Source organism: Nonomuraea sp. NPDC049152 (assembly GCF_040648355.1).
Taxonomy (GTDB): Bacteria; Actinomycetota; Actinomycetes; order Streptosporangiales; family Streptosporangiaceae; genus Nonomuraea.
On record NZ_JBEZDO010000048.1, the window covers coordinates 1 to 20,742 of the forward strand.

Here is a 20,742-nt window from a genome sequence, read left to right on the forward strand (position 1 = left end):
ATCTGGATCCACCCGAGCGAGCCTGTGGCGAGTTGGCTGAAGGGGTGGCGGACCAGGTCGAAGCCCTCGCGGGTGAACGCCTGCGTCAGGGCGACGACGGTCCAGACGGGCATGGCGGCCGCCGCGGCGGCCAGCAGCGTGCGGGTGGAGGCGGAGCTGCGGGTGATGGTGGTGGTCATGTTCCCGGTTCCCTTCGTGGTTTTGCCTACGCGTCGTCCAGGCGATGTGACAGGGAACGCAGGAAGCTAAGGTTGCTCAAAAAGGAGTACGGGATGCGATTTCTCTTGACGAGCGTGGGCGAACAGAAGGCGGACGAGACGCTCCAGATCGAGATGGGCAAGTTCATCCAGGAGTTGACCCAGGCCGGGGTGCTGCTGGCCACCGGCGGGATGGAGCTGGGAGGTAGCGTGCTCAAGTCCGTCGGCGGCGAGCTCACGGTGACCGACGGACCCTTCGCCGAGGCCAAGGAGATGGCGGGCGGGTTCGCGCTGATCGAGGTGGGGTCCAAGGAGGAGGCGCTGGAGCTGTCCCGCCGATTCTTCAAGATCATCGGCGATGGTGAAGGCCGGATCCAGCAGATCTACCGATGAGTGCCGCACGGGACGCCCACGGGGCGGTCAACGCAGTCTGGAAGCTCGAGTCCGCGCGGATCATCGCCGGCCTGACCAGGATGGTCCGCGACGTCGGCCTGGCCGAGGAGCTCGCCCAGGACGCGCTGGTGGCCGCGCTGGTGCAGTGGCCCGAGCAGGGCGTCCCGGACAACCCCGGCGCATGGCTCATGACCGCGGCCAAGCGTCGCGCGATCGACCACATCCGCCGCAACGAGCGGATGGGACGCAAACACGAGGAGATTGCCCGCACGCTGGAGCGGCAGGATCCCGAACCCGACGACGACGTGCTGCGCCTGATGTTCATCTCCTGCCACCCCGTGCTGCCCGCCGAGGAGCGGGTCGCGCTGACACTCCGGCTGCTCGGCGGCCTGGGCGCCCTGGAGATCGCGCGGGCGTTCCTGGTGCCGGAGCAGACCGTCTCCCAGCGCATCGCCAAGGCCAAGCGCACCCTCGCCGAGGAGCGGGTCCCGTTCGAACTGCCGCCGGGGCCGCAGCTCGCCGGCCGGCTGACGTCCGTACTCGACGTCATCTACCTGATCTTCAACGAGGGCTACTCGGCGACCTCCGGCGACGACCTGATGCGCCCGTCGCTCGCCCTGGAGGCGCTGCGCCTGGGCAGGCTGCTGGCCGAGCTGGCACCCCGCGAAGCCGAGGTGCACGGCCTGGTCGCTTTGATGGAGATCCAGGCGTCACGCGCGACCGCGCGCACCGGGCCTTCGGGTGAGCCCATCCAGTTGCACGAGCAGGACCGCGGGCTCTGGGACCGGCTCCTGATCACCCGCGGCTTCGCGGCGATGTTGCGGGCGAGGGAGGCAGGTGGCCCGCTCGGTCCCTACGTGCTGCAGGCGGCGATCGCCGTCTCCCACGCGCAGGCGGGGACCGCGGAGGATACGAACTGGGCGCAGATCGCGACGCTCTACGAGGCGCTGGTACGGCTGACGCCGTCCCCGGTGATCCAGCTCAACCGGGCCGTGGCCCTCGGCATGGCCCACGGCCCTCAGGCAGGTCTGGACCTCGTCGAGACGGTGGCCGCCGATCCGGCTCTCAAGGACTACCACTTGCTGTCGGTGGTGCGCGGCGACCTGCTGGCCAGGCTCGGCCGGCACGACGAGGCCGGCAAGGACTTCGAACGCGCCGCCACGCTCACCCGCAACGCCGCGGAACGCGCGTTCCTCCTCAAACGCGCCGCCACCGGCTCGCCTCAGGCGCCCTCGAAGCAGACGGGCATCACGCTGGGTGAGGCCGCGGATGGCTTTCTGGCCCGCGGCGACCTGAACGCCGAGACGATCCGCTCCTACGGCCAGACCCTGCGCCGCCTGCGCCTGGACCTCGGCCCCGGCACCCCGCTGGCCGACGTGACCACCGGGAAGGTGGCCAGGGTCTTCGCCGTCGCCTGGGGGACGGCGGCGCCCAAGACCTGGAACCGGCACCGCGCCGCCGTACGCTCATTCTCGTCATGGGCCGCCATCGAGGACCTGTCGGCCGAGCTGGGCAGGAAGCCGGAAAGCCGCGAACGACGCCCCGCCGTACACGGGCCGGACCTGGACGCCTTGTGGCGGCACCCGTCCCTGCGCGAGCGGACGCTGTGGCGGCTCCTGCACGAGTCGGGAGCGTCCGCGAGGGCGGCCCTGTCACTCGACATCGAGGACCTGGACCTGACCGCTCACCGCGGCCGGGTCACCACCAGGACAGGGCCGGTCTGGATCTCCTGGGGGTACGGCACGGCCGCCCTGCTGTCCGAGCTGGTGGCTGGCCGGACTCGGGGCCCCCTGTTCCTGGCCGACCGGAGACCCGCCCCGGCTCGCCCGCCCAAGCCCGCCGACCTGTGCCCGGACACGGGACGGGGGCGGCTTTCGTACGAACGCGCCGAGTACCTCTTCAAGAAGGCCGCGGGCTACACCCTCCACCAGCTGGCTTTCGGGATGAAGCATTCCATCCTGAGCGCACCGGGCGAACGGCAGACGGAAAACCGCGACTGAGTAGGTCATTCGGGACCAGACACACGTGCCGAATGGTGTATTCAGTGAGCCGCCGGGCCTGGCTCCTGCGGGCAGCGGCCGTCAGAAGAGGACGGAGGAGAAGTTGTCCAGCTGCACCCAGGTGATCTTGTCGGTGGCCGTGGCTCCCAGGACGACGACACGTCTCTGACGTCTCCGCCTCAGTGTCCGGCGGCGTACTCGGCGAACGCCTGCGGGTTGTCGAGCATGATGTTGTGACCGGCGTCGGGGACGGTGACGACCCGGACACCCGCGGCCTCCAGTTCCTGCCTGCCCTCCAGTGGCTGGGACTTCGCCCCGACCAGGAACGTCCGCGGAATCGTCAGCTCCATGAGCAGCTTCCTGGCTGATGGGGTGGTTCCGGCGCGCAGGCCGTACGCGCTGCGGTGCAACGCGATGGGATCGGCCAGGCGCATGGTCGCGGCCCACAGCGGCCCGACCAGGTCCAGGATCTGCGCCATCCCACCCTCGGCGAACTCGGCCTCGGTGAAGCTGGTGACGCCGAGCGCGCCAGGCGCGGGTGGCGGCACCGGATCGAGGGTGGCCTCGGCCAGGACCAGCCGCGACACCAGGTCGGGCCGTCGCCCGGCCAGCGTGATCGCCACGGCGCCGCCCATGCTGTGCCCGATGACCTCGGCGCCGCTGACTCCCGCGCTGTCGAGCGCCCTGGCCAGCGCGTCGGCGTGATCCTCCAGCCGGTAACCGAAATCGGCCGGCCGGTCGCTGAGCCCGAAACCCAGCAGGTCCATCATCAGCGTGCGCCGCCGGGCCACGGACGGCAGGGTCATGGCATGGGTGAAGTACGCCGCCGCCTGGGCTCCGGCGCCGTGAACGCACACCCGGGTGGGTTCGTCGCCCGCGATCTCCACCCAGCGGATCCTCGCACCGTCAGGCCCGGCTACCGCGTCCCTCATGTTCTTCCTCGTTCTGTCGATGGCTGTCTGCACCCCGCGCACCCGGCTGGGCGCGCGGCGGGCAGATGCGGTCTACTTGGCAGGCGGGCAGAACTTGACCTCGACGACGCCGATGACGTTGCCGATCGCGTTGTTCCAGTCGCCGTTCACGCTGATGGCGATCGTATGCCTACCGTCGCGGCTGCCCATCGTGTAGTCACCCTTTCAGACCGGTGTGGGCCAGGCCCTCGACGAACTGCTTCTGGGCCAGGACGAAGACCACCAGCACCGGCAGCGCCGTCATGGAGGCCGCCGCGAGCTGGACGTTCCACATGGGACCGCCGTAGGCGTCGACGAACTGCGTCAGCGCCTGGGGCAAGGTGAACTTCTCCGGACTGGAGAGGAACACGATCGGTTCCAGGTAGAGGTTCCAGCTGTGCAGGAAGGTGAAGATGGCCACGGCCCCCGAGGGCGGGGCGGGCCAGCGGGAGGCCGATGCGCCGGAACGTGGCGAACCGCCCCAGGCCGTCGACGGCCGCGGCCTCTTCGAGCTCGCGGGGCAGCACCAGGAAGAACTGCCGCATGATGAAGGTGGCGAGCACGCTCGGCGCGCCCAGCACCGGCACCAGGATGAGCGGCCAGTGCGTGTCGGTCAGCCCCCAGCCGTGGAAGAGCTGGAACAGCGGCACTATCGTGACCTCGCTCGGGATCAGCAGACCGGTCAGCACGATCACGAACAGCACGTTCGAGCCGCGGAAGCGGATCCGCGCGAAGGCGTAGCCGGCCAGCGCGGAGACCGCCAGCGTGCCGACGGTGACGACGACGGCGATGTAGAGGCTGTTCCAGTACTGCTGCGCGAACGGCTGCAACGCGAAGACCTGTCGGTAGGCCTCCAGGGACGGCCGCTCGGGCCACAGCGAGGGCGGGAAGGCGAAGATCTCGCTCACCGGCTTCAGCGAGGAGGTGGCCATCCACCAGGTCGGGAAGACGAACGGCACGCAGAGCACGCACAGCAGGCCGTACAGCAGCGTCTTACGCCTCATGGAACACCCACCTCCTGCGCATGCGCCACTGCAGCAGGGTGAGGGCGAGCACGATCACGAACAGCAGCACCGACAGCGTGGCCCCGTAGCCGAAGTGGTGGAACTGGAAGGCCTGCTGGTACAGGTAGTAGACGAGCACGGTGGTCGAGGCGCCGGGACCGCCTTGGGTGAGCACCGCGATCTGGGCGAACACCTGCAACGATCCGGCGACCGTGATGATCGAGGTGAGCAGCACGGTCGGGCTGATCATCGGCAGCGTGATCCGCCGGAACCGGGTCCACGCCGAAGCGCCGTCCAGCCGGGCCGCCTCGAACAGTTCCTTCGGCACGCCCTGCAGCGCCGCCAGGAAGAGCACCATGTTGAGCCCCACGTTCTTGAAGACCTGGACCACGATCACCGAGACCATCGCCCACGAGCCTGTGCGCAACCAGTTGGGCCCCTCGATGCCGACGACCTGCAGGATCGCGTTGATCCCGCCGTTGTTCTGGAGGAGGAACCCCCACACGATCGTCCATGCCACGAGCGAGACGACCACCGGGGAGAAGAACAACGTCCTGAACACCGTGGTGCCGCGCAGCCGCTGGTTCAGCAGGACGGCCAGCAGCAGCGCCAGCGACAGGTTGAAGACGACCAGCCCCACCGAGAAGAGCCCCGTGGCCGTCAGCACCGACGGCACGTTGGGGTCAAGAGGCGTAAGACACCGGTTCCTCGCGTATACCTTCCCGTCTCGCTCACCGGGCCCGGCCCATCCGGTAGTGCTGGGCCGACTCGACTTTGTCGAGGCTGCTCCCACCCTCCCCGGTGATCCCCGGATCAGGCTGCCTCCTGCTTCACTCCACCGCTACGACGGCAGAGCGACGGTGGTTTTTCACCTCCGTTCGGACAGGCAGCGCTTTCCATGGCGCACTGACACGAGTCTTACCGACACCCCAAAAGGGGCAGCACTCCACGGCGTTGAGGTCGAGGCGAGGATCTCTGGTCATCAATCGCTTCCGTGCACCTCGGAGCGCTTAAGTTCACCTCGTTCGCCACGAGCCCCGCCACGTGCCGAGACTCATCACGCAGTGAGCGCATTGACCAGTGTCCTGCGGTTGCGCAACAGCCAGCGGGCTGAGCGCGCCCGCCAGGCCATCGCCCATAGCCCCACGTGGTGGGTGGTCATGCCTGGGGTGACGCCCGCGTCGTCAGCCTCCCAAGCGATCTCCGATATGACAAACTCCACCATCAGCTCGAACATCCTGGCCCGGTCCACCCGAGCCAGACCGTAGGCGTCGACCATCGCCCGCACCTGCTTGGCTCTCTCGTCGAGCGGGGGCAGGCCTTCCAGCTCTGCCACGATGTCGTCGTGCAGCTTGGCGTTGAGCCAACACGCCTGCGCCAACTCAACCAACGGGTCGGTCGGACCAGCGAACTCCCAGTCGATCAGGGCAACCGGAAGGCCGTCGCGAGCGACGATGTTCCACGGTGCGGTGTCGCAGTGGCTGATGATCCTGCGTCCGTCGCCGACCTCGCGACCGTGCCACGGAAACCAGGCGGCGTCTTTCGGCGGCTCGAATGCGCCAGCCGCATCGTGCAGATCCCTGATCAGGCGGCCCACGGCCGCTGCCCCTTCGAGGGACCAGCCGCCAGGATGGGCGAAGTCCCCCTCGATATAGGTCAGGGTTTCCCTGCCGTCGGCGTCGTATCCAGTCCCGACCACGCGCGGGGCGGCGGAGAAGCCCACGTCCTCGAGGTGGCTGAGCAGCGCGTGTACGGCGGGCGTCCATGGCCCCGAATCACGCACCACGACGTCGCCACGACGGTGAACAGCGCTTCGCCCGACCCCAGTCGTCAATTCGATCTCCGTCACGACCCTATGTTCGCAGCCGCGTCAACCGAATTGGGCGCCGTCAACGAACGTGCTACCAGCCGCCAAGGGCCTCTGAGCTGGTTTATCAGCTAGACGCACGGTCGCGGCGGCATCGGGCCGCGCGCCTTCCCCGCGGCACTCTTCGGCAAGGGCTGAGGACCGGGGTAAGACGCCCAGGGGCACGACACAGACTTCCGCGAAGGTCCCGAACCGCAGCGGCCGGCTCCAGAGGCCGAAGACACGGTCCCCACACGGAATCCCGTGACGCCGTCGCCGATCGCGGTCACGCGCCGGGCCATCCCTTGCGGGAAGAGACCGTGACGCGCCGCCCCGTCAGCCGGGGAGTATCCGAACCTCGGCGCTGGGCAGTGTGGTCCACCAGCGGTCATAGCGGCGGTAGGTCCGGGGATCGCGGCCTGTGAGGAGCGTCATCAGCGACCCGGCCTCCGCGGCGAGTCCTTCCCATGCCCCGGCCGGTAGACGGTGGAAGGCGGTCGCTTCGATCCCCCCGTCGACCGGGCGCCACACGCCGGCGACGTACCCGTCGACCAGGAGCGTCGGCAGCACGTCGCCGTTCGACCTGGCCACAAGCTTGCGGTAGTCCGGCGGGATGACGCGGCTCCGGTCGGCGTAGGCCAACAGGGTGCTGTCCCACATGGCCATCAGCCTGGGCGGGGCCGGGGTGTCCTCGGCGGGGAGCGGCGCACAGGGGACGTCGAACAGCTCCGTGCCGTCCGGCCCTTCCAACCGCTCCAGCACGCCGGAGAGAGCGCCCAGGGCGTCCCGGGCCCTGGAACGCTGGACCAGGGCGAACTGCGCCACGTCTGCCACCGACGCGGGGCCGAACCCCTCCAGGTAGCGCTGCGCCAAGGTCCGCAGGTACTCGTCGGAGATCTCTCTTCCCCCGGACGTCGGCGGCGTCCTCGCTGCGACGTACGACGGCCGCGAACCGAACGACCACGGCCCGCCGGTGGGGGCGTGCAGCAGCGGCGCGAACGACCGCAACGCCCACCACACGCCCTTCGGAGGAACTCCGAGCCGCGCGGAGAGCCATGCCTCGACCTCGGCCGCGGTACGGGGCTTGCCCGCGAACTCCAGCAGGTCCGGGAGCAGGGCGTCGGCGTCAGCGGCGCGAAGCCCGCTCGCCGTGAAGCGCGAGTCGCCAAGCCTGGCCGCTCGCAGCGTCGGCTGCATGGCGGCGTGCATGGCCGGATGGTCGTCTACGTGCACCACGTGCAACGTGATCCGCATCAGCGTCGCCTTGACCAGCGTGTGGTCGGCGAAGGCGACGTCGAGGTCGACCGGGTCGAAGGCGGTGAGCCGGTTCCACAACGCGAGATACGGCGAGGCGGGCTGCTGCGCCTGCAAGGCGACCACGCGCCTGGCCGCGTCGACGACGCCCAGCTGATGACGCCGCAGAAGCAACTGCCGGGCGAGCGTGGCGCGATTGAGCCGCCGGGCGGTGATCCTCATGATGCGCTGGAGCCGGTCGGCAGCCGTAGCCGCTGACGGACCCGCTGGATCCGTTCGGCGTTCCTGGCTTGATCATCAATGCCCAGGCGGGCCCTTCGCTGAAGGCGCTCGGTGACGATCGCCCCGAGTGTCGCGTCGCGCCACTTCTTCCACGTCTTCGGGCGCCTGCTTTCCAGGCGCCGCACCGTGGACTCTTCCGCTCCCTCGTCGACGACGCCTGTGATCGCATCGAGGGTCTGGCTCACTTGCCGCCTGTTGGCCCGATGAGGGGCACTCTTGTTCCGGCGAATGGCCTTGCGGGAACTCTTGTCGTTCTCGCCGTAGTCGTTCCGACGATCCTTCGTATAGCTCAGCCGCTTCTTCTCCTGCGGACTTCTTCGCCTTCTGACCGCCTTCACCACCTTTGGTCACTCATTGATCCAAATGTAGCGAAGCTCGCGCTCCTTGCCTCCCTGGACGACGCACGTCCACTGGCTGCGGACGACGCTTCACAACCGCAGCCCCAACCCGCGCTCCAAGCGGTCTCGGCCACCCTGTGAGGCGCCTCTCGACTCCCTCGGCGGCTGGCGGGGTGGCGGCGAGGGCTGACGAAAGTCAGGGGGAGGGCTGCCCCATCGTCCACTGTGTGACACCTCCCCCGACTTCTAGCGTTCCTTCCCGACGGGCAGACGGCTTAGGAGAACGTGATGAAGACAAGCAGGATTGTCGCGATCGCCGCCCTCACCGGCACCCTGTTGCCAGTGTTGGGAGTGGCGGGCGGTGCCTCGGCGGGAGTGACGCAGCCCGGCGAGCTGAGCGCGACCGTGATCGACGACTACATGCATGACTATGCCGAACGGACCGGACTACCCGGCGCCATGATTGCCGTCACGAAGGGGGACACGGTGGTCCATGTCGCGGGCTACGGCCACACCGCCGACGGCGAGCCGATCACCAAAGACACGCTGATGCCGCTGGCCTCGATCTCCAAGTCGTTCACGGCCTTGGCCGTGCTGCGCCTTGTCGACCAACGCAAGATCAACCTGGACGCTCCCGTCCGGACATACCTCCCCGAATTCACCATGGCCGATCCCCGCGCCGCGAGGATCACGGTGAGGCAGCTCCTGCAGCAGACCTCGGGGATGAGCGACCGGACCTTTCCGGAGCTGACCCTCCCCGCGCCCGGCACCCTCAAGGACGCCGTCGCCATGCTGCGCACCGCCCCGCTCACCACCGAGCCGGGCACCAAGATGGCCTACCACAACCCCAACTACGTCGTCGCGGCCAGGCTCGTCGAGGCGGTGACCGGAACGTCGTTCGCCGACCATATGGCCGCCAAGGTGTTCCGTCCGCTCGGCATGACATCCACCAGCACGGTGGACACCACGTTGAACCTCCCCGGCGAAGGCGCGGGATACATCCGCGCGTACGGACAGCTCATCCGACGGGTCCACCCGAAGTGGTTCATCAACGGTTCGTACGGCGTCGTGAGCACCGCCGACAACATGGCCAAGTGGCTGATCACCCAGAACGGGTCCGGCCGCGTCCTTCCCAAGGCGACAGTGAAGATCGCCCAGACTCCGTCCGGCGTGGGCGGCAGCACCTACGGCATGGGGTGGGACGTCGGGCGGACGGTGGCAGGGTCGCCCCGACTCCGGCACACCGGCTGGTTGCTCACCCACAACTCCGCGCAAACCCTCCTGCCGGCCAGCGGGTACGGCATCGCAGTCGTCACCAACACCGGGATGATCTCCGGCGACGACGCACTCCTCATCAGCGACGACCTGATCGACATCCTCGATGGCCGCCCCGACGCTGCCGCCACGCCCTTCACTGACGTCGCGGACCCGTGGCTGGGCGGTCTGAGCCTGCTCAACCTCGCGCTCGGAGCCCTGGGCCTCTACCGCGCCCAGACCTGGGCCCGTCGCCACGCGAACCGCCCCTTGTGGCGGCGGCTCCTGCGGCTGGTTCCCTATTCGGTGCCGATCGTGTTCTTCGCCGGCCTCGCCCATCTGATCGGCATCCTGATGAACAGGGTCGGCACGTTGAGCCAGATCACGTATGTCTGGCTCGCGCTGTACGTCTGGGCTGCCACAGCTGCTCTGGCCGCGGGCGCGGTCATCGTCGCCCGGTCCATCCACACCATCCGGGTCATCCGCTCTGCCCGCAGAGCGGATGAGGAAACGATCATTTCTCGCGCGGGAAGCGATCTTCAGAACGGACATTCCGCTCGCGGCCAGGCCTGCTTGTGAACACCCCGGCACAGCGGTCCGCTCATCGTGATCGGGTGGCTGGTATCGGTGGGCATACCTCCACACGGGGCGCCACGCTGAGGCGCTCCAGCACCACGAGATCATCAGGCCGGTTCCGGTGCGCCCGCGCGACCTCCAGACGCGAAGTGCATGATCCGCGCCTACCGGATCACTCGATGGCGCCGGATTGGGTGAGGAGGTCCTGATACCAGGTGCTGTACGGGTGGTTGGCCGCCGGATAGCTGGCCAGCGGGTTGGTGGCGTTGCTCACTGAGTCGAAATCCCAGCCGCGCACGAGCCGTCCCGCCTGGCGTGCCTCGGTGATGAACGAGGACTCGGTGGCGGGCGCCGCGTAGAACAGTGCGCCCTGCTGGAGCTCCGCGCTGTTGCCCCGCTGGAACTCGTTGAAGGCGGTTTGCTGGTAGCGGATGCGGTCGCCGGTGTATCTGTCGGTGTCCATCCGCAGGGTCTGGGACGGGGTCGGGCCGTCGGCGCCGGTCCACACGTGTACGCGCGACGTGCCGCTGGTCGAGGTGGACTTGTCGTAGCGGGCGTCGGAGGTCTTGGCGTTGCCGCTCCACGAGACCGTCATCGCGCCGGCGTTGAGCACGCCGTCCCACTCCCAGTTCTGGCTGTTGCTTTGGCTGCGATGGATCTCGCGCAGCCGGGTGCCTGCCGCGTCGGTGAATCTGATCGTCGGCAGGACGCCGTTGTCATACTGGCGGCTAGGCGACCAGGTGATCTCTCCATCGGCACCGAGGTGACCGACGCGGTACCACAGCGTGGTCGCGTTCTGGGACTGGTGGACCTCGACCAGATCGCCGTTGTCGTTCAGCGCGACGGCCGGCGTGACGCCGGTGTCGTACTTGCCGTGGCGTAGCCAGGTCACGCGGCCGTCGGCACCGTACTGGCCGGTCCAGTACCAGAGTGCGCCCGTGCCCGAGTCGTGCACCTCCACGACCTGACCGCGGCCGTTGATCGCGACGGCCGGGTGGTAGCCGACGTCGCGTTTGTACGAGGTTCGGGTCTTGCCGTCGCCGGAGATCAGGGGAAGCACCCGGCCGCGCAGCGCGTTCACCGTCGGCGGGCTCGTCGGGTAGTCCTTGGCCCAGAACAGCCGCGGGCCGAAGACGGAAATGAGCTCCTGGTTGAGTGCGGCCAGGTTGCCCTCGGCGTACGAGGGGTTGTCGGTCAGGTCGTCTTTGATGTCGAGCGCGACGACGATCGGCGCGGCGGCGGGATGCTGCGCGGACCAGGCGTTGATCACGTCGAGCCAGTCGCGCAGGAGGTTCGACGCGGGGTTTCCCGTGTGGTCGACCAGGTTTCCGGGAGAGTCGTGGCCGATGGAGTAGTCGTGCGAGGTCGCGTAACCGTTGTCGTGTATGTCGAGTTCGATGAAGCGAATGCCGTGGTCGAGTTGGTAGGCGATCGAGTTCCTGGCGCCGTCGACGTTGCCTGAATAGCTGTTGTGCGTGGCGCGGAAGATCGCCGAGGGTAACGGCGGATCCGCCGACGCATCTGCGTTTCCACTGATCAGCAGCGCGGACGTGGCGAGGGCGAGCACGGACGGGAGGGATCTTGGACGGAGCATCCTCCGATCTTCACATCGGGAGCGTTCCCCGACAATACGATCACATGCTTTCGTCCACGGCTTCATCCCGAACAGCGGCCCGCGCTTGAGAAAACTTCATCCATGCAATTCGCGCGCGTGGGCGCCGAAAACCGGGCCACCTCATGCGTGACCGGCGCAAAAACATGCCGCCTCAGCACCGCATTCTCGCGCCTGGGGAACCAGCAACTCGACGTCCTTGAAAACCTCACACCACTGGCACAGACAACGACGGACGCACGACAAAATAAATGGGTGAAAGAATTATTCAACGTAGGCCCTTGCTAGTGGAAATGCCTCCCCGGCAGCGCCCTGACCAGCGAGATCGCACTTTCGAGCGATACAGGCGTGTGCATTGGCTCGCGGAGCCTGCGGTGGTGTCTTGAGGATGCGCATGCCAGATCCCCTTCCTGTACCACGACCGTCCAGGACGTCAGCTCGCCAATCGAACATAAAACCAGAATGGCCAAGGGACGGCCACCCATCCCATGGTTGCTCGGTGGATACCTGATACGACATAGCACCGGACGGCATTCTCGGACATTTTGCAATCGACGCTGTCGGCCGGAATGATACATTGAGATATGCTGCGGCATCGCCTGACATTAAATCTGTCGGCTTTTAATCGGCAGGTTCCGGGTTCCGCTGCAAGGCCGTACCGCCGTCCATGCGCGGCGCGGTCTCCCAACCCCGCCCGCTCAGGCGCGCCTCATCCACTGCAGCACCGGGGCGATATGGCGGGCGTCCCATGCCGCTAGGGTGTCGCGAAAAACGGAGATCATCTTGTCGCGATCAGCCCGGCTCGCTTGGGCGGCCGCCCTGGCCGCTGCCGCGTATCCGACCTGGGACGCCTGGCAGGTCGAGTACGGGTCCTCCTATGCCGTCCTCGGCTGCGTGGGGTTCTTTGACGGTGGCGGCTTCGACCTCGCAAGACTCGCGTCGGCTCCCCTGGGGGACGCCTACGACATCGCGGATGTGGCCGTCCGGTGGGGCGTGCCCTCGATCCTCGTCCTCACTGGGTTCCTCATGTCGGCTGCCACCGGAAACGGGGCCATCGTCGGCCGCCGCATGGCCGGCCTGCTCGTCCTCCTTGCGATCGTCGGACCGGCCAGCCCCGCCCGGACGGTCAGCGAGCCGGCGTGGGCGGCACCGACGTAACAGTTGCGGTCGGCATCACCATATTTCAAGATCGATCGACAAGCGCGTCAGCGGAAGGCGGCCTAACATGCGCAATCTCAGTCCGGATGAGCTCGAACGCCTGATCCGTTCTCACCGTCGTCTGAAGATGTCACTGCTGGTCACACTCACCGTGATCATCGCAGTGTTCGTCCTCATGGTGCTCTCCGATGTGCCGTTCTCCGGGCTCGGCGTGGGCGTCGGAATGGGCATCGGGTTGCTCTTGCTCATCCCGCAACGGCGCTTGCTGAACGAGCTAGGGCTCACCAACGTGGAGGCGAAGGCGATCATTGGGGCCGAGCGGGAACACCGCAGCGGCCTCGCCGACCTGCCGCCGGAAGCACGCGCCAGACGCGAGGTACGGCGGGCGGGCGTCTTCCTGGTCGCGGGCCTGGTCCTTGTGATCGTCTTCGCCGTCGCGGTCTTCTACTTCTTCGGCCACGCCGGTCAGACGGTGGAAGAGGACGCCCCGGTCGACCCATGGTTCGGCATCAGCTTCTTCGCGGGCTTCGCCGCCCTGTGCACCGGACCTGCCTTTCTCTGGCAGGCGAATCTGCACAAGAAGCGTGCTGACTCCTGGCGTGAGATAGCAGCGAAGGAAGTTCGCTGACGGTGCGGGTGCCGAGAATTCATCCGTGCAGGTCGCACGGGTGATTGGCGATTCTTGTTTGGAGGTCGCGGGTCTCCGACGAGCAGCCCGGCGGGGCACGCCAACCCGTGTATGGTCGGGCAGGTCGAAGTCATCGCAGGGTGCGACGCACGAAGATCCCGGTCGTGCGGATGCCCGTCGCCAGCGACCTGCGGCGGTCGACCACCATCACATTCAGTCGCCGTCGCGTGAGCCTGCTCCCTCCCGAGCGAGGAGTTCGCGAACATCGGGATGCGAACACTTGACCTGTGGCTCCGCGAACGGGATCGTGTGCGCTGTCTGAATCATGGCGGTGCGCCGAGGAGGCGCTGTGGCACGGGTCTTTGTGAGCTTCGCCAGTGAAGACCATGAGCTTGCCGCTCAGATGCATGACTGGCTGGTGGCCGGCGGCAACGAGGTGTTCCTGGACCGTGACCTCCATGATGGCATCGCTGTGGGAGAGGTCTGGGAGCGGCGGCTGTACGAACGGCTGCGCTGGGCCGACGCCGTGCTGTGCGTGGTCACCGCCGCCTACCGGTCCTCGGTGTGGTGCGCGGCCGAGATCGGGATCGCCCGTTCCCAGGGCAACCGCCTGCTCCCCGTCCTTGCTGAGCCTGGCCAGACCCACCCTCTGCTGCCGGCCGGCCAGTACCAGTACACCGATCTGCGGGATCCAGGCACCGCCCGCGCCGCCCTGGCCGAGGCGCTCCGCCGTATCGACGCTGCGGGAGGGCTGGGCTGGCCGGACGACCGTCCCCCCTTTCCTGGGCTGCGCCCCTTCGACATCGACTGGCACCGGGTCTTCTTCGGCCGGCGCACCGAGGCCGAGGAACTCGCGAGCCTCCTGCGATCTCCCGCGGAGAGCACCGCCGACAAGATGCTGGTGGTCATCGGCCCGTCGGGCTGCGGCAAGTCCTCCCTCGTCCGAGCGGGGCTGATTCCGGTCATGGCCGCGGAGCCCGGCTGGCTGACGCTGTCGCCGATGCTGCCGGGGACCGACCCAGTGGGAGCTCTCGGCCGGGAGTTGGCGGTCGCGGCGCGGAAAGCCGGGCTTGACTGGACGGTGGCGCAGGGCCGAGAGCGGCTCGGCAGCGCGGGCCTGACCGCGACAGCCGACGAACTCCTCCTCGCCGGCGCCGGACGCTGGCGGCGGCTTCTGGTCGTGGTCGACCAGTTCGAGGAGCTGCTCACCAGGACCCCGCCCGCCGACCTGGCCCGGTTCGCCAAGCTGCTCACCGCCTCGTCATCCGGGCCGGTACGGACCGTGGTGACCCTGCGGCCTGAGTTCCTCGACCGGATGCTCGTCGACCCTCACCTCAGCGGGGTGCCGACCCATCCCTACCCCATACGGCCACTGGCCAGGGAGTCGCTGAGGGCGGTCGTCGAAGGGCCTGCCCGGCTGGCCGGCATCGAGGTGGACCACCACCTGATCGACCGGCTCATGGCCGACACCGCGACAGGTGAGGCACTCCCGCTGCTGGCCTACACCCTGGCCGAGCTGGCAGACGGCGTCGGCCGCGGCGGCCGACTGCTCACCTCGCGGTACGACCAGCTGGGCGGGGTGCGAGGGGCACTGGCTCGCCAGGCGGATCTCGCGCTGGCCGAGGCGGTCGCCACCGGCCGGCGAAGAGACGAGGAGGTGCTCGCCGGGCTGCTGCGGCTCGTCACCGTCGACGAGGAAGGCCGGCCGACGCGGTCGAGGGTGATCCGCGACGAGCTGCCCGATCCGCTCCCCACCGAGATGGACGCCTTCGTGACGCGACGGCTCCTGACCACCGACACCGAGAACGACCGGGTCGTCATCGGGGTGGCGCACGAGGCCTTCCTCACCGCATGGCCGCCCCTGCGTCAGGCAATCGCAGCCGCGGCATCGGCACTGCGAGCACGCCGCGCCGTCGAGAACGCCGCCGCGGAGTGGAGCGGCGCCGGACGTGATCCCCGCCGCTTGTGGGAGCGCGGCACCCTCGCCGCCTCCGTGTCGGCGACCGGGGCGCGCTTCCGATCCCCGGACGTGCGCGGGCGACACAGGGTCCTGGTCACCGAACGGGTCGAGCTGAGCGGAACCGCCCGCGAGTTCCTGACCGAAAGCATTCGACGCGACCGCTATCGGCGGGGACGGGCCGTGACAGTGCTGTCGGTGCTGCTCATCGTGGCCCTGACCGCCGCGGGCGTGGCCGTCATCCAACAACGCGCCGCCGTGCGGCAACAGATGACCGCGACCGCCGGCCAGTTGACGGCCCTGGCCGCGGCGGCACGGGACACCGATCCGCGCACGGCCTTGCGGCTTGCCGTCGCGGCCGACCGCATCCACCCCGGGCCGGACACCAAGGCGAGCCTGGTCGACATCCTCACCACCACCCGGTACGCCGGCACCCTCACCGGCCACCCCGGCACAGTGCTGTCGGCGGCCTTCTCCCCCAACGGGCGGATCGCCGCCACCGGCAGCCTCGGCGAAGTGATCCTCTGGGACTTCACCGATCCGGCTCGGCCCCGCCCTCTCGGGCGGCTTCGGAGCATCCACAACGGCGCCGCGGTGGGCGAACTGGTGTTCATGCCTGACGGGCGCACTCTGGTGACCGCCAGCTCTGTCAGTAGAGAAGTGCTGCTCTGGGACGTGACGCGGCCCGGTGAGCCGCACCGCCTCGGCGCGCCCCTGACCGAACAGGATCAGCCGGTGTACGCGCTCGCCGTCTCGCCGGACGGGCGCACCCTGGCCGTCGGCGGCAGAGACGGCACGATCGCCCTCTGGGACGTCACCGAGCCGGCGAAGCCCCGATTCCTCCGACGCCCAAACTCCGCCCTGGACAAGCCGGTCAGCGACCTGTCGTTCTCCCCCAACGGGCGCACCCTGGCCGCCGGCAGTTACATAGACAAAAGGATCCTTCTATGGGACGTGAGCAAGCCGGCGGCACCCGACCGGGTCGGCGGGCCGCTCACGACGCCGCCCGACACGACCGGTGTGTATGCGATGGCGTTCTCACCCGCTCACGATGTCCTGGCGGCGGGAGACTCGAAAGGCGCCGTCCACCTGTGGGACCTCGCCGATCCGGCGCGACCTCGTACCCTCGGCGAACCGCTGACCGGCCACAGCGACCTGGTGCGTTCCGTGGCGTTCGCCCGGGACGGACGCACCCTGGCCACCGGCAGCGAGGACGCGGCGGTGATCTTGTGGGACCTCTCCGACCGTGCCAAGCCCAGCCGCGTCGGGACGCTCGCCGGCCATGGTGGCGCCGTGCACGCCGCCGCCTTCGCCCCGGACGGGAACACCCTGCTCACCGGGAGCCGGGACACCACCGCGATCGTGTGGGATCTCCTCGACCCAGCCCGGCCTCGCCCGCAGGGCGAAGCGCTGACAGGGGGCGGCGTGGCGGCGTTCTCCCCGAACGGGCGCGTCCTGGCCACCAGCGCCTCCATGTACGGCAGCGCGGGGGATGAGCACAAGGTGGTTCTGTGGGATCTCGCCGACCCCGCACGGCCGGCCCCGTTGGGCGAGTTGCGCACCGACCGCGAGGGCTCGGTCAACTCGCTGACGTTCTCCCCCGACGGGCGCACCCTCGCCTCCACCAGCACGTTGGACAAGACGGTCTTGCTCTGGGACGTCACCGCCCCTGACACCCCCCGTCGCCTCGGGTCTTCGTTGACCGGCCATACCGGCTCGCTGAAGGGCACCGCCTTCTCCCCCAGCGGACGCGTCCTCGCCGGCATCAGCGGTGACGGCCTGATCCTCTGGGACGTCACCGACCCAGCCCGGCCGCACCGGATCGGACGCCCCCTCACGGCTCCTTCCGCCTCCGCCACGCCGGAGTCCGCCCTTCCTTATGGGGTCGAGTTCTCCTCCATCGCGTTCTCCCCCGACGGGCACACCTTGGCCACCGGCGGCTCCATCACCCCGGCCGACCAGTCCAACAACACCGTCATCCTGTGGGACGTGACCCACCCCGATCGGCCCCGCCGCCTCGGCAGCGCCCTGAGGGGCAACAGAACGGTCGCCTTCTCCCGCGACGGGCACCTCCTCGCCACCGGGAACGCCTTCGACAACACCGTGACCCTCTGGGACGTCGCAGATTTGGCCCACCCGCGCCGCCTCGGCCAGCCCCTCACCGGTCACACCGGAGAGGTGATGGCGGTGGCCTTCTCCTCCGACGGGCACACCCTGGCCAGCGCCGACGTCGGCAACACCATCATCCTGTGGGATCTCACCGACCGAACCCAGCCCCGCCGCCTCGGCCAGCCCTTGAACGGCCACGACCTATTCGTGGATCACGTGACGTTCTCTCCGGACGGCACGACCCTGGCCACCGGCAGCAGCAGCGGCAACGACGTCATCCTGTGGAACCTGACCGGCCTCAACCAGCTCCGAAGCCACGCGGCACAACGCGCCTGCACCATAGCCGGCCCCCTGGACCGCGACCAGTGGCTCCGCTATCTCCGCGACCTGCCGTACCAGGACACCTGCGCCCCCGCCCAGTAGCTGGGGACGCAGGCCAAAGGACAAATGAGAAGCCCCTGAAAGGGCGCGACCAGTGTGCGATCGATGTCCAGGACACTGGTGGCGATGCTGAGCCCGACGATGCCGCCGCGGGCCTATGGGCGCCAAGAACTCGGCCGCCCTATGCGACCTGCGCGTATTCGTGGATCAGCCCGCCGAGATGGTTACGTCAGATGACCCACGGACGGCCGCGGCCATCGGTAGCAGGAAGGAGCGGTTCGATCCGCTCCCCATCCTTATCGGTCAGCTCGCCACGACGCACCATGAGCGATCATCCATCCGCACCCAGCATGATCATTTATCGGACAAGCCTTAGCCTCGCACCGCCTGCAGGGCGCCGGGCCGGCGGCGGTTGAGGCGGTCCAGCGCGGCGGAGGTGGCTTCCTCGGCGGGGAGATAGATGATGAGGCGCTGACCCTCGGCGTCGAGGCTCTCGTAGGCCAGCCGCAGCTCGCCCACCTCGGGATGGACGAGGCGTTCGACGCCGGTGCGGTGGGGCAGGCGCTGGATGGTTCGCAGTCGCTCGGCGAAGGGAGCGCCGGCCATGACAGTCAGCTCGTCGACCAGGTGAACGAGGTGCGGGTCGTTGCGTGATGACTCGGCCTTGAGCGCGGCGAGCTGCTCGTCGGCGATGCGGTCCCAGTCGGGGTACGCGGTCCGCGCCCGCTCGTCGGTGAACACGAACCGGACCCGGTTCGGCGGCTGGCCGTCCAGGAGGCCGACGGGTCCGGCGAGGCGCTCGTAGGCGGCAGTGTGGACGAGCGTCTCGCCGAGCCGGTTGAGCAGCACAGCGGGAGTGGGTTCGAGCCGGTCCAGCAGCGTCCGCATGGTGGAGCGCACCTCCCGCTCGGGCGGCAGCCCGCCGGGGCACAGGATGTCGGCGCCGGAGGCCATCTTGGCCACGTTGCGAAGCTGGAGCCGCTCGGGGACGGACAGTCGCAGGGCGTCGGCGAGCGCGGCCAGAACCTGCGGTGACGGGTGCCGGTCGCGCCCCTGCTCCAGCCGCGTCAGGTAGTCGACGCTGATCCCGGAGATGGTGGCCAGCTCGGCTCGCCGTAGGCCGGGCGTGCGGCGACGCGGGCTGGTGGGCAGCCCCACCTGGCTCGGGGTGACGGCCTCCCGGCGGTTGCGGAGGAAGGCCCCCAGCTCGATGTCGCTCACATGCCGAGTGTACGGGCGGCGTCGCAGGCGGATCGTGGCCCTGGCAGGGCTAGCCTTGCCCCGGCCTTCCCTGCGGAAGCACGGCTGCACAGACTGAATCCATGACCTTTTCCGCCAAAGAGATCGAATATCTGAACAGCCAGCTGCTCGGCAGGCTGGCCACGGTCGGCCCCGGCGGCCGGCCGCACATCGTCCCGGTGGGGGTCTTCCTCGACCAGGAAACCCAGACCATCGTGATCGGCGGCCACGCTGGCACCAACATGGCCGGCAGCAAGAAGTTCCGCGACGCCGAGCGCCACCCTGACGTGGCGTTCGCCGTGGACGACCTGGCCTCTGTCGACCCGTGGACACCGCGCGGCATCGAGATCCGCGGGCGTGCGGAAACACACTCCACCGGAGGCGAGGAGATCGGCAAGCGCATCGGCGCGAACATGCCGTTCGACTCGGCGTGGATCCGCATCCACCCGCGGCGGATCCTGTCGCGCGGGATCGACACCGACGCCTTCGAGCTGTCCGCCAGGGACGTGGCGTGATGCGGTACCGGCTGCTCGGCCCGACCGGGCTGCGCGTCTCGGAGCTGTTCCTGGGCGCGATGACCTTCGACGGGCTCGACGAGGCCCGCAAGATGATCGACCTGTACGGCGGCGCCGGCGGCAACGTCATCGACACCGCCTCGGCGTACCGCGACAGCGAGGAGGTCCTCGGCGAGCTCCTCCAGCACCGCAGGGATCAGTTCGTGCTGGCCACCAAGTACACGCTGTCCCGGGACGCCAAGGACCCGAACGCGGGCGGCAGCCACCGCAAGAACCTCACGCTGTCCCTCGAAGCCAGCCTGCGACGGCTGCGCACCGACTACATCGATCTGTTCTGGGTGCACACCTGGGACCAGGACACGCCCATCGGGGAGACCATGCGGGCGCTGGACGACGCCGTCCGCGCCGGGAAGATCCTCTACGTGGGTGCGTCCAACCTGCCCGCGTGGATCGTCTCCCGGGCGAACACCCTGGCCGAGTGGCGCGACTGGACGTCGTTCGCCGGCTTGCAGGTGCCGTACAGCCTGCTCAAGCGCGACATCGAGCGGGAGTTGCTGCCCATGGCCGAAGCCTACGGAATGAGCGTGGCCACCTATGGGGCCCTCGCGGGCGGCGTGCTCTCGGGCAAGTACACCGACTCGGGGAGCATCCCGACCGGCACCAGGATCAACTCCGCGTCTCTCACCCCGCGCGACCATCAGGCCGCGCGTGCCGTACGGGAGGTCGCCGCGGAGCTGGGCGTGACCGCGTCGCAGGTCGCGATCGCCTGGACGCGCACCCGATCCCGCGCGGTGCACCCGATCATCGGCGCGCGCAACGTGGAGCAACTCCAGGACAACCTGGGCGCCCTCGACGTCACCCTGCCTGCGGACGCCGTCGCTCGGTTGGATGCGGCGGTGGAGTTCGACCCGGGCTACCCGACCGACATCAACACCGGATCGCGCGTCTGGTTGTTCGGCGACGGGGGAGAAAGGCTGGAAGGCAGGGATCGGCTCGCGATCTAGGAGGGCGCTGCTCTCCGCTCAAGACCTATGGGAGTTCGGCAGAGC

17 protein-coding genes and 1 pseudogene are annotated in these 20,742 nt (G+C 68.8%); 9 read left to right on the forward strand and 9 right to left on the reverse strand.

All coding sequences use genetic code 11. The features are described 5' to 3' along the window. Positions 1-272 precede the first annotated feature (272 nt). Both AB0B45_RS47640 and AB0B45_RS47645 read left to right on the forward strand, forming a co-directional pair. Positions 273-590 carry a YciI family protein gene (locus AB0B45_RS47640; protein ID WP_358145030.1) on the forward strand — a complete coding sequence of 106 codons (318 nt, stop codon included), beginning with the start codon at positions 273-275 and terminating at the stop codon, positions 588-590. Continuing rightward, complete coding sequence (locus AB0B45_RS47645; protein ID WP_358145033.1) at positions 587-2,590, forward strand: RNA polymerase sigma factor; 2,004 nt, start codon at positions 587-589, stop codon at positions 2,588-2,590. Before AB0B45_RS47640 ends, AB0B45_RS47645 begins: the two co-directional genes overlap by 4 nt. A 179-nt stretch (positions 2,591-2,769) precedes the next feature. Here the strand turns inward: AB0B45_RS47645 and AB0B45_RS47650 are convergent, their stop codons facing one another. Beyond that, positions 2,770-3,522, reverse strand: coding sequence for an alpha/beta fold hydrolase (locus AB0B45_RS47650; protein ID WP_358145035.1), 753 nt, complete (start codon positions 3,520-3,522; stop codon positions 2,770-2,772). On the opposite strand from AB0B45_RS47650, the gene AB0B45_RS47655 reads away from it, so the two are divergent. Beyond that, entirely contained in the window at positions 3,521-3,718 is a 198-nt protein-coding gene (locus AB0B45_RS47655) for a hypothetical protein (RefSeq protein WP_358145116.1), read from the forward strand. The genes AB0B45_RS47650 and AB0B45_RS47655 overlap by 2 nt on opposite strands. Here AB0B45_RS47655 and AB0B45_RS47660 read toward each other — a convergent pair whose 3' ends face one another. The 6 genes and pseudogenes from AB0B45_RS47660 to AB0B45_RS47685 form a co-directional block, all read right to left on the reverse strand. Further along, positions 3,719-3,961 carry a hypothetical protein gene (locus AB0B45_RS47660; RefSeq protein ID WP_358145117.1) on the reverse strand — a complete coding sequence of 81 codons (243 nt, stop codon included), beginning with the start codon at positions 3,959-3,961 and terminating at the stop codon, positions 3,719-3,721. Between the two features lie 70 nt (positions 3,962-4,031). Further along, positions 4,032-4,544, reverse strand: a pseudogene (locus tag AB0B45_RS47665) (carbohydrate ABC transporter permease); the annotation flags it as partial. Continuing rightward, positions 4,534-5,211, reverse strand: coding sequence for a sugar ABC transporter permease (locus AB0B45_RS47670; RefSeq protein ID WP_358145037.1), 678 nt, complete (start codon positions 5,209-5,211; stop codon positions 4,534-4,536). The pseudogene AB0B45_RS47665 and the gene AB0B45_RS47670, both read right to left, overlap by 11 nt. 390 nt (positions 5,212-5,601) lie before the next feature. Beyond that, positions 5,602-6,393, reverse strand: coding sequence for a phosphotransferase (locus tag AB0B45_RS47675; protein WP_358145038.1), 792 nt, complete (start codon positions 6,391-6,393; stop codon positions 5,602-5,604). 333 nt (positions 6,394-6,726) lie between these two features. Beyond that, positions 6,727-7,866, reverse strand: a complete 1,140-nt coding sequence (locus AB0B45_RS47680) for a winged helix DNA-binding domain-containing protein (protein ID WP_358145040.1) — start codon at positions 7,864-7,866, stop codon at positions 6,727-6,729. Continuing rightward, positions 7,863-8,267: a hypothetical protein gene (locus tag AB0B45_RS47685; RefSeq protein WP_358145042.1), complete on the reverse strand. Its 405-nt coding sequence runs from the start codon at positions 8,265-8,267 to the stop codon at positions 7,863-7,865. The genes AB0B45_RS47680 and AB0B45_RS47685 overlap by 4 nt, the downstream gene beginning before the upstream one ends. A gap of 285 nt (positions 8,268-8,552) precedes the next feature. Between AB0B45_RS47685 and AB0B45_RS47690 the strand changes: the two genes are divergently transcribed. Continuing rightward, positions 8,553-10,097, forward strand: a complete 1,545-nt coding sequence (locus tag AB0B45_RS47690) for a serine hydrolase domain-containing protein (protein WP_358145044.1) — start codon at positions 8,553-8,555, stop codon at positions 10,095-10,097. 169 nt (positions 10,098-10,266) lie between these two features. Here the strand turns inward: AB0B45_RS47690 and AB0B45_RS47695 are convergent, their stop codons facing one another. Then, positions 10,267-11,688 (reverse strand): hypothetical protein, encoded by a 1,422-nt coding sequence (locus AB0B45_RS47695; protein WP_358145046.1) that lies wholly within the window; start codon positions 11,686-11,688, stop codon positions 10,267-10,269. Positions 11,689-12,489: 801 nt separating this feature from the next. On the opposite strand from AB0B45_RS47695, the gene AB0B45_RS47700 reads away from it, so the two are divergent. The 3 genes from AB0B45_RS47700 (at position 12,490) to AB0B45_RS47710 (ending at position 17,981) form a co-directional block, all read left to right on the forward strand. Continuing rightward, positions 12,490-12,864, forward strand: coding sequence for a hypothetical protein (locus AB0B45_RS47700; protein WP_358145048.1), 375 nt, complete (start codon positions 12,490-12,492; stop codon positions 12,862-12,864). A gap of 127 nt (positions 12,865-12,991) precedes the next feature. Beyond that, entirely contained in the window at positions 12,992-13,492 is a 501-nt protein-coding gene (locus AB0B45_RS47705; protein ID WP_358145050.1) for a hypothetical protein, read from the forward strand. 325 nt (positions 13,493-13,817) lie between these two features. Further along, positions 13,818-17,981, forward strand: a complete 4,164-nt coding sequence (locus AB0B45_RS47710; protein WP_358145052.1) for a TIR domain-containing protein — start codon at positions 13,818-13,820, stop codon at positions 17,979-17,981. Positions 17,982-18,311: 330 nt separating this feature from the next. Here AB0B45_RS47710 and AB0B45_RS47715 read toward each other — a convergent pair whose 3' ends face one another. Then, positions 18,312-19,160 (reverse strand): helix-turn-helix transcriptional regulator, encoded by an 849-nt coding sequence (locus tag AB0B45_RS47715; RefSeq protein WP_358145054.1) that lies wholly within the window; start codon positions 19,158-19,160, stop codon positions 18,312-18,314. A 101-nt stretch (positions 19,161-19,261) separates the two neighbouring features. On the opposite strand from AB0B45_RS47715, the gene AB0B45_RS47720 reads away from it, so the two are divergent. Beyond that, a complete protein-coding gene (locus AB0B45_RS47720) occupies positions 19,262-19,693 on the forward strand; it encodes a PPOX class F420-dependent oxidoreductase (protein WP_358145056.1) in 432 nt (143 codons plus the stop codon). Then, positions 19,693-20,697 carry an aldo/keto reductase gene (locus tag AB0B45_RS47725; protein ID WP_358145108.1) on the forward strand — a complete coding sequence of 335 codons (1,005 nt, stop codon included), beginning with the start codon at positions 19,693-19,695 and terminating at the stop codon, positions 20,695-20,697. Before AB0B45_RS47720 ends, AB0B45_RS47725 begins: the two co-directional genes overlap by 1 nt. Positions 20,698-20,742 lie beyond the last annotated feature (45 nt).

Bases quoted from the DNA above. Each gene is read 5' to 3' on its own strand.
- AB0B45_RS47645 (WP_358145033.1), top strand. From the start codon at position 587: ATGAGTGCCGCACGGGACGCCCACGGGGCGGTCAACGCAGTCTGGAAG.
- AB0B45_RS47710 (WP_358145052.1), top strand. From the start codon at position 13,818: ATGGCGGTGCGCCGAGGAGGCGCTGTGGCACGGGTCTTTGTGAGCTTC.
- AB0B45_RS47705 (WP_358145050.1), top strand. From the start codon at position 12,992: ATGTCACTGCTGGTCACACTCACCGTGATCATCGCAGTGTTCGTCCTC.
- AB0B45_RS47720 (WP_358145056.1), top strand. From the start codon at position 19,262: ATGACCTTTTCCGCCAAAGAGATCGAATATCTGAACAGCCAGCTGCTC.
- AB0B45_RS47655 (WP_358145116.1), top strand. From the start codon at position 3,521: ATGTTCTTCCTCGTTCTGTCGATGGCTGTCTGCACCCCGCGCACCCGG.
- AB0B45_RS47680 (WP_358145040.1), bottom strand. From the start codon at position 7,866: ATGAGGATCACCGCCCGGCGGCTCAATCGCGCCACGCTCGCCCGGCAG.
- AB0B45_RS47725 (WP_358145108.1), top strand. From the start codon at position 19,693: ATGCGGTACCGGCTGCTCGGCCCGACCGGGCTGCGCGTCTCGGAGCTG.
- AB0B45_RS47640 (WP_358145030.1), top strand. From the start codon at position 273: ATGCGATTTCTCTTGACGAGCGTGGGCGAACAGAAGGCGGACGAGACG.
- AB0B45_RS47690 (WP_358145044.1), top strand. From the start codon at position 8,553: ATGAAGACAAGCAGGATTGTCGCGATCGCCGCCCTCACCGGCACCCTG.
- AB0B45_RS47650 (WP_358145035.1), bottom strand. From the start codon at position 3,522: ATGAGGGACGCGGTAGCCGGGCCTGACGGTGCGAGGATCCGCTGGGTG.
- AB0B45_RS47695 (WP_358145046.1), bottom strand. From the start codon at position 11,688: ATGCTCCGTCCAAGATCCCTCCCGTCCGTGCTCGCCCTCGCCACGTCC.